Source organism: Lentibacillus salicampi, assembly GCF_004565465.1.
GTDB lineage: Bacteria > Bacillota > Bacilli > Bacillales > Amphibacillaceae > Lentibacillus > Lentibacillus salicampi.
In genome coordinates this window covers 1-685 of the sequence record NZ_SRHY01000121.1, presented here as the reverse complement: position 1 = coordinate 685, position 685 = coordinate 1, and the positions used below count along the sequence as shown (strand labels likewise).

At 44.2% G+C, this 685-nt stretch carries 1 protein-coding gene; it reads left to right on the top strand.

The window, feature by feature from the left end:
* Window positions 1-119: 119 nt before the first annotated feature.
* Window positions 120-685 (top strand): IS110 family transposase (locus tag E4U82_RS19640; RefSeq protein ID WP_135111920.1); only part of this gene is annotated, 566 nt, incomplete at its 3' end.

Sequence of the window (685 nt, the reverse complement as noted above, 5' to 3'; positions counted from 1 at the left end):
AAAAGGGAGCATTCCTGTCACGAAAAAATTTGAGGCTTAACAAAAAATGAGCCTCCTTGGTATCATACGGGATGTCGATCGATCGACTCCTAAATTAACCAAACCAAGGAGGACTCAAAATGAATTATAACCGTAATAAGAAGCTGAAGCAAATCACACCGGAAACATTGGTAGTCGGAATTGATATTGCGAAAGGAAAGCATGTTGCACGGGCCGTGGATGATCGTGGCTATGAATTTGGCAGAAAAGTGGTCTTTGACAATAATATAAGCGGTTTTGAGCGGTTGATGACATGGGCAAATGAGAAGATGGCAGACCACGGTAAAACACATATCCTTTTGGGGTGTGAACCGACTGGTCACTACTGGTTTAATCTCGCTCATTGGGCTAAAGAGAACCATAACGCATTCGTCGTTGTCAATCCCATGCATGTAAAAAAAGCCAAGGAATTCGATGACAATTCGCCATCGAAGAACGATACGAAAGATGCGCACGTGATCGCTCAGTTGATAAAAGACGGCCGATACGCAGTACCCAATCTTCCGGAAGGTGTTTATGCCGAACTTCGGGAAGGCATGAAAATCCGCGATCAGTTGTCTTCAGATATCCAAATGGTCGAAGGGCGCATCGATAATTGGCTGGATCGGTATTTTCCTGAATTCCGTACCGTTTTTAAAAGCTGGCG